This is a genomic window from Methylopila musalis (assembly GCF_042679725.1).
Lineage (GTDB): Bacteria > Pseudomonadota > Alphaproteobacteria > Rhizobiales > Methylopilaceae > Methylopila > Methylopila musalis.
Window position 1 is genome coordinate 1 of record NZ_JBHTMX010000154.1, and the last position, 6,473, is coordinate 6,473.

6 protein-coding genes and 1 pseudogene are annotated in these 6,473 nt (G+C 72.3%); 3 read left to right on the forward strand and 4 right to left on the reverse strand.

What is annotated here, in order from left to right:
* A pseudogene (locus ACFQ4O_RS13505) lies at positions 1–572 on the forward strand (hypothetical protein); the annotation flags it as partial.
* A 67-nt stretch (positions 573–639) separates the two neighbouring features.
* Entirely contained in the window at positions 640–1,950 is a 1,311-nt protein-coding gene (locus ACFQ4O_RS13510) for an MFS transporter (RefSeq protein ID WP_378776216.1), read from the forward strand.
* A 24-nt stretch (positions 1,951–1,974) separates the two neighbouring features.
* Here the strand turns inward: ACFQ4O_RS13510 and hemW are convergent, their stop codons facing one another.
* From hemW to rph, 3 genes are read right to left on the reverse strand one after another with little or no spacing between them, the layout of a single operon-like run.
* Positions 1,975–3,126 carry a radical SAM family heme chaperone HemW gene (hemW, locus tag ACFQ4O_RS13515; RefSeq protein WP_378776217.1) on the reverse strand — a complete coding sequence of 384 codons (1,152 nt, stop codon included), beginning with the start codon at positions 3,124–3,126 and terminating at the stop codon, positions 1,975–1,977.
* Positions 3,123–3,785, reverse strand: a complete 663-nt coding sequence (gene rdgB, locus ACFQ4O_RS13520) for an RdgB/HAM1 family non-canonical purine NTP pyrophosphatase (protein ID WP_378776218.1) — start codon at positions 3,783–3,785, stop codon at positions 3,123–3,125. The genes hemW and rdgB overlap by 4 nt, the downstream gene beginning before the upstream one ends.
* Positions 3,786–3,843: 58 nt before the next feature.
* Positions 3,844–4,563, reverse strand: coding sequence for a ribonuclease PH (gene rph, locus ACFQ4O_RS13525; RefSeq protein ID WP_378776219.1), 720 nt, complete (start codon positions 4,561–4,563; stop codon positions 3,844–3,846).
* Between the two features lie 122 nt (positions 4,564–4,685).
* Between rph and hrcA the strand changes: the two genes are divergently transcribed.
* Positions 4,686–5,774 carry a heat-inducible transcriptional repressor HrcA gene (hrcA, locus tag ACFQ4O_RS13530; RefSeq protein WP_378776220.1) on the forward strand — a complete coding sequence of 363 codons (1,089 nt, stop codon included), beginning with the start codon at positions 4,686–4,688 and terminating at the stop codon, positions 5,772–5,774.
* A 33-nt stretch (positions 5,775–5,807) separates the two neighbouring features.
* Here hrcA and ACFQ4O_RS13535 read toward each other — a convergent pair whose 3' ends face one another.
* The gene (locus ACFQ4O_RS13535) at positions 5,808–6,347 is read right to left on the reverse strand and encodes a DUF3617 domain-containing protein (protein ID WP_378776221.1); all 540 of its coding nucleotides are present in this window, start codon (positions 6,345–6,347) and stop codon (positions 5,808–5,810) included.
* Positions 6,348–6,473: the final 126 nt, after the last annotated feature.

Consider the following 6,473-nt stretch of genomic DNA (forward strand, 5'->3'; position numbering starts at 1 on the left):
AGGCGGCCGCGGCCTCCGGCGTGCAGGCGGAGATCATCCGCAAGGTGCTGCCCGTTCTGACCAGCATCCTGATCGGCGGCTTCATGAAGGCGACGCAGGGCGCGGCGAGCGGCGGCGCGGCGGAGGCCCCGTCGGCGCCGTCCGGCTTCCCCGGCGCCGGCCCCATCGGCGCGTTTTGGGAGCAGATCCTGTCCGGGCGACGCGAGGAGGCGCCCGCGCCCAAAGAGGCGCCCGCTCCGGAGCAGCCGTCGAACCCGTTCCAGACCTGGATCGACGCCTTTTCGGGCGGCGCAGGCGCGCGGGAGGGCCGCGAGGGTCCGGCGAACCCCATGGGCGACATGATGGCGGACATCCTGTCCGGCGCCTTCGGCAAGAGCGGACCGGAGCAGCCGCCCGCTCCGCCCGCGGACGCGAAGCCCGAGGCCGCGGCGACGCCCGAGGACACCGCCGCCGCCGACACGCCCTTCGACCAGATGATGCAGACCGGGCGCGAGATTCAGGCCCACAACGCCCGCGCCATGGAGCAGATCTTCGACGCCTTCTTCAGCGGGACCCCGCGCGGGCGCGGCTGACAGGCGAAGGCGTTCCGGCGTTGTGCCGGGCGCGCGTCGGGGGTAGAGCGATCGGCGACCCGCCACCTTGGGAAGATCGCGCCCCGTGTCCTCGCCCGCCAACGCGCCCCGCCGCGTTCTGTTCGCCAGCCTGATCGGCACCACGATCGAGTTCTTCGACTTCTACATCTACGCCACCGCGGCGGTGATCGTGTTCCCGAAGCTGTTCTTCCCGGCGGCCGATCCCACCTCCGCGACGCTTCAGTCCCTCGCCACCTTCGCCATCGCCTTCTTCGCCCGGCCCGTAGGCGCGGCGGTGTTCGGCCATTTCGGCGACCGGCTCGGGCGCAAGGCCACGCTGGTGGCGGCGCTGATGCTGATGGGCTTCTCCACCGTCGCCATCGGCCTGCTGCCGACCTACGCTCAGATCGGGATCGCGGCGCCGCTGCTGCTGTCGCTGTGCCGGCTCGGACAGGGGCTCGGGCTCGGCGGCGAATGGGGCGGCGCGGTGCTGCTCGCCACCGAGAACGCGCCCAAGGGCCGCGAGGCCTGGTACGGCATGTTCCCGCAGCTCGGCGCGCCGATCGGCTTCATCCTGTCGGCGGCGAGCTTCCTTGTGCTGGGCGCCCTGCTCACCGACGAGCAGTTCTTCGCCTGGGGCTGGCGCGTTCCCTTCGTCGCGAGCGCCCTGCTCGTGATCGTCGGGCTCTATGTGCGGCTGAAGATCACCGAGACGCCCGCCTTTCAGGCGACGATCGACCGCCGGGAACGGGTCAAGACGCCGATGCTGACCGTGCTGCGGGAGCATGGTGCGATCCTGAGCCTCGCGACCATCGGCGCCACCGCCACCTTCACCGTGTTCTACCTGATGACGGTGTTCGCGCTGAGCTGGGGCGTGAGCACGCTCGGCTACAGCCGCGGCTCGTTCCTGCTGCTGCAGATGATCGGCATGGTGGTCTTCGCCGTCACCATCCCGCTGTCCGCGCTCTATGCCGACCGGGCGGGCCGGGCGACCGCGCTGCTGGCGGCGACCGCCGCTCTGTTCCTGTTCGGCTTCGTGTTCGAGCCGCTGTTCGGCGGCGGCCATGCGCTGGAGGTGACGCTGTTCCTCGCGCTCGGGCTCGGGCTGATGGGCTGCACCTACGGGCCGCTGAGCGCGGCGCTGTCGGAGCTGTTCCCGACCGCGGTGCGCTACACCGGCGCCTCGCTCGCCTTCAACCTCGCCGGCATCCTCGGCGCCTCGCCCGCGCCCTATCTCGCGACCTGGCTCGCCCGGACCTACGGGCTGTGGGCGGTCGGGCTCTACATGTCCGCCATGGCGGCGCTCACGGGGGTCGCGCTCCTCGCCATCGCGCGGCGGACGCGGCGGAGCCGGGTCGGCCTCAGCCTCGCGGAGTGAGGCTCGCCGGCCTCGCGCGGCGCGTCAGCCCGCGAGGTCGGCCACCACCGCGTCGAGCACGGGGAAGCCCTCGCGGGTCACCCGCAGGCGGTCGCGGCCGAGCCGCTCCACCATGCCGTCGAACACCAGATCGTCGATGCGGCGGCTGTCGAGCCGCCGGCCGGACAGGCGCTGGAACCGGGCGAGGTCGATGCCCTCGGCGAGGCGCAGCCCCATCACCAGAAACTCGTCCGCCTGGGCCTCGGGGCTCAGCGGCTCGTCCATGACGAGGCCGTGGCCGTCCGCCTCAACCGCCGCCGCCCAAAGCTCGGGATTGCGCTCGACCGCAAGCTCGCGGCGCACCCCGTCCACCACCAGCCGCCCATGGGCGCCGGGGCCGACGCCGGCGTATTCGCCGTAGCGCCAGTAGACGAGGTTGTGCCGGCTCTCGGCGCCGGGCCGGGCGTGGTTGGAGATTTCGTAGGCCGGCATGCCCGCCTGCTCGGTCACCTCCTGCGTCACGTCCCACAGGGCGCGCGAGGTGTCCTCGTCCGGCGTCTTCAGCTTGCCGGCGGCGTAGAGCGCGTGGAAGGGCGTGCCTTCCTCGATGGTGAGCTGGTAGAGCGACAGGTGCTCCGGCGCATGGGCGATGGCCTGCGTCAGCTCGCTCCGCCAGGCGTCGGGGGTCTGGCCGGGGCGGGCGTAGATGAGGTCGAACGAGGCGCGGGGGAAGATCGAGGTGGCGAGCCGCACCGCGGCCATGGCCTCGTCCACGCTGTGCAGCCGGCCGAGCGCCGCGAGGTCGCCCGCGTTCAGCGCCTGCACGCCGAGCGACACCCGGTTCACGCCCGCGGCGCGGTAGCCGCGGAACCGCTCCGCCTCCACGCTGGTGGGATTGGCCTCCAGCGTCACCTCCACGCCGTCCTCCACGCCCCAGGCGCCGGCGATGGCGTCGAGGATCCCGCCCACGGTCTCCGGCGTCATCAGCGAGGGCGTGCCGCCGCCGAAGAAGATGGAGCCCACCCGGCGCCCCGGCGCCAGCGCCGCCATATGCGCGATCTCCCGCCGGAAGGCGGCGAGGAAGCGCGGCTGATCCACGCCCTTGTGGCGCACGTGGCTGTTGAAGTCGCAATAGGGGCACTTGGCCGCGCAGAACGGCCAATGGACATAGACGCCGAAGCCGGGCTCGGCCGTCATCGCGGCGGGCCTTCGGGGAACAGCGCCGCCATCAGCTCGCCGAAGGCGCGGGCGCGGTGGGACAGGCCTGTGGCCCGGCCGTCCCAGTCCCATTCCACGCCGTGCTTCTCCTCGGAGCTCATCTCGCCGAAGGTGCGATGATGCCCTTCGGGAAGGAAGACCGGGTCGTAGCCGAAGCCGAGCTGTCCCCGCGGCGGCCACACGATCGCGCCCCGGACGGCGCCTTCCACGTCGAGCCCCTCGCCCGACGGCCAGGCGAGGCACAGCGCCGCCACGAAGGCCGCGCGGCGCTGGTCGGGGGTCACGGCGCCCCGGTCCTGAAGGTCCTCCTCCACCCGCTCCATGGCGCCGGCGAAGTCCTTGTCCGGCCCGGCCCAGCGGGCGGAGAAGATGCCCGGCGCGCCCCACAGCGCCTCGACCGCGAGGCCAGAATCGTCGGCGAGCGCCGGCAGGCCGGAGGCGATCGCGGCGGCCTCGGCCTTGATGCGGGCGTTCTCGGCGTAGGTGGTGCCGGTCTCCTCGGGCTCGGCGAGGCCGAGCTCCCCCGCCGACACGAGCTCCACCGGGAACGCCGCCAGCAGTTCGCGGAATTCGGCCAGCTTGCCGGCGTTGTGGGTGGCGATCACCAGGCGGGGCCCGAGCGGCGGCAGTTCGATCATCGAGGTCTTGTCCCGAAGCCGGTCGCTCGTCCGCGGCGCGGACGCTCCGGCGCTGAATTCACGCCACGGCGGCCTTCTGAAGCGCCACGAGATCCGCGCAGCCGCTTTTGGCGAGCCGCAGAAGCTCCATCAGCTCCTCGTCCGAGAACGGCGCGCCCTCCGCCGTGCCCTGCACCTCGACGATGCCGCCGGAGCCGGTGAGCACGAAATTGGCGTCGGTCTGCGCCTCTGAATCCTCGGCGTAGTCGAGGTCGAGCACCGGCTGGCCGCGATAGACGCCGCAGGAGATGGCGGCCACATGGTCCTTCAGCGCCGGGCCGCGCAGCATGTCGCGCGCTTTCATCCAGGCGAGGCAATCGTGCAGCGCCACCCAGGCGCCGGTGATGGAGGCGGTGCGGGTGCCGCCGTCCGCCTGCAGCACGTCGCAGTCCACCGTGATCTGGCGCTCGCCGAGCATGCGCAGGTCCACCACCGCGCGGAGCGAGCGGCCGATCAGGCGCTGGATCTCCTGGGTGCGGCCGGAGGGCTTGCCGGCGGTGGATTCGCGCCGGGTGCGCTCGTGGGTCGCGCGGGGCAGCATGGCGTATTCGGCGGTCACCCAGCCGCGCCCCTGCCCGCGCAGCCAGCCGGGGGCCTTCTCCTCCAGCGACGCGCAGCACAAGACATGGGTCTCGCCGAACTTCACCAGGCAGGAGCCTTCCGCGTAGCGCGCCACGTTCCGCTCGAGGGTGACGGGACGCAAGGCGTCGAAGGCGCGCTTGGACGGACGGGTGGTCATGAAGGCCTGCTGCGTTTGGAATTCGTTAAGAGGTCGGATCGCGCGCCTTTCTGCCTCTCCGCAGCCTGCGCCGCAAGCGGGTCGCGCTTGATCGCGCCGATGGATCGGGAAACAATTCCATCATGTCCATCGAACGCCCCATCGCCACCGAAGCCCTCGCCGGCCTGCGCCAGCTCGACCAGCGCTCCCGCGACATCTTCCGCCGCATCGTCGACACCTATCTCGCCACCGGCGAACCGCTCGGCTCCCGCAACGCCTCGCGGCTGCTGTCGGTGTCGCTGTCGCCGGCCTCGGTGCGCAACGTCATGGCCGATCTCGAAGCGCTCGGCCTGATCTACGCGCCCCACACCAGCGCCGGCCGGCTGCCGACCGAGTTCGGCCTGCGATTCTTCGTCGACGCCATGCTGGAGGTGGGCGACCTCGCGGAGGAGGACCGCGCCGCGATCGAACGGCAGGTGCAGGGCGCGGGCGCCCACCGCGCGGTGGAGGACGTGCTGACCGACGCCTCCGCGCTGCTGTCGGGCCTGTCGCGCGGCGCGGGCGTGGTGGTGACCTCGAAGCAGGACCCCGCCATCCGCCATCTGGAGTTCGTGCCGCTCGCGCCCGAAAAAGCGCTCGCCGTGCTGGTGGGCGAGGACGGATCGGTGGAGAACCGCATCGTCGCGCTGCCCAAGGGCCTGCCGCCCTCGGCGCTGACGGAGGCCGCGAACTTCCTCAACGCGCGGGTGCGCGGCCGCACGCTGAAGGAGGCCCGCGCCGCGATCGAGGAGGCGGTGGAGAGCGCCAAGCGCGAGCTGGACGAGCTGTCCGCCGACGTGGTCGCCGCCGGGCTCGCGAGCTGGGCCGGCGCCGCCGCCGGCGCGCCGCGCCAGCTCATCGTGCGCGGCCAGGCCAACCTGCTCGAGGACCTGAAGGCGCTGGAGGATCTGGAGCGCGTGCGCCTGCTGCTCGAGGACCTCGAGGGCAAGAAGGATGTGATCGAGCTGCTCGGCCGCGCCGAATCCGCCGACGGCGTGCGCATCTTCATCGGCTCGGAGAACAAGCTGTTCTCGCTGTCCGGATCGTCGATGGTGGCCGCCCCGTTCCGGGACGGCGACCAGAAGATCGTCGGCGTGCTCGGCGTCATCGGCCCGACGCGGCTGAACTACGCCCGCGTGGTGCCGATGGTCGACTACACCGCCCGGCTCGTCGGCCGGGTGCTGGGCGGCTGAGGCGGGGGCGCCCGAAGCCCCCCCGCGCGCCGCTCAGTTGATGTTCGGGTCAGGCATGTCGCGCAGATTGACCACGCGGCCGAGGCCGAAATCCATGTCGCCGGGCTTGAAGCCCTCGGCGCACTCGCCGACGCGCTTCGCCTCGATGGTGGTCTGCTGCGAGGACGGGCCGGCGGGCGTCGTGCGCTGCACGCCTTCGGGGGCGTTGCTGCCCTCCATCCGCACGTCGGTGCGCATCACATAGGCGCTGTTGAAGTCGCCGGTGACGACGCTGCGGGAGAAGGTCTTCATCTCGCCGATCGCGCAGTCGCTCTCCAGCACCAGCGCGTCGCCCTCGGTCTTCTGCTCCTGGCGCGAGCAGAGCCGCGAGGCCGCGCCGGCGAACTTGGCGTTCAGCAGCTTGTCCGTCTCGGCGTCGAGGCACATGCGGATGATCTGCGGCGGCATGGCGGCGGTGTCCACCTGCACCTTCATCTCCCACTGGCCGGGGGCGCGGGGCGGCAGGTTGAACCCGGCGGCGAGGGCCGGCGCGACGAGGGCGGCGAGCGCGGCCGCGGCGTAGACAGGACGCATGGCAAATCTTCCCGATTGAACCGGGCGCACCATACGCCGGCCGCGCCGACGCGCAACCGCGTCACGCGAGGGACGTCGCCTCCGGGCCGAACAGCGCGCCCACGTCGGCGGCGGCGGGCATGCGCG

Excerpts from the sequence above, each read along its gene's own strand:
- hemW (WP_378776217.1), bottom strand. The coding sequence starts at position 3,126 with ATGACGGCCGAGCCCGGCTTCGGCGTCTATGTCCATTGGCCGTTCTGC.
- rph (WP_378776219.1), bottom strand. The coding sequence starts at position 4,563 with ATGACCACCCGTCCGTCCAAGCGCGCCTTCGACGCCTTGCGTCCCGTC.
- rdgB (WP_378776218.1), bottom strand. The coding sequence starts at position 3,785 with ATGATCGAACTGCCGCCGCTCGGGCCCCGCCTGGTGATCGCCACCCAC.
- ACFQ4O_RS13535 (WP_378776221.1), bottom strand. The coding sequence starts at position 6,347 with ATGCGTCCTGTCTACGCCGCGGCCGCGCTCGCCGCCCTCGTCGCGCCG.
- hrcA (WP_378776220.1), top strand. The coding sequence starts at position 4,686 with ATGTCCATCGAACGCCCCATCGCCACCGAAGCCCTCGCCGGCCTGCGC.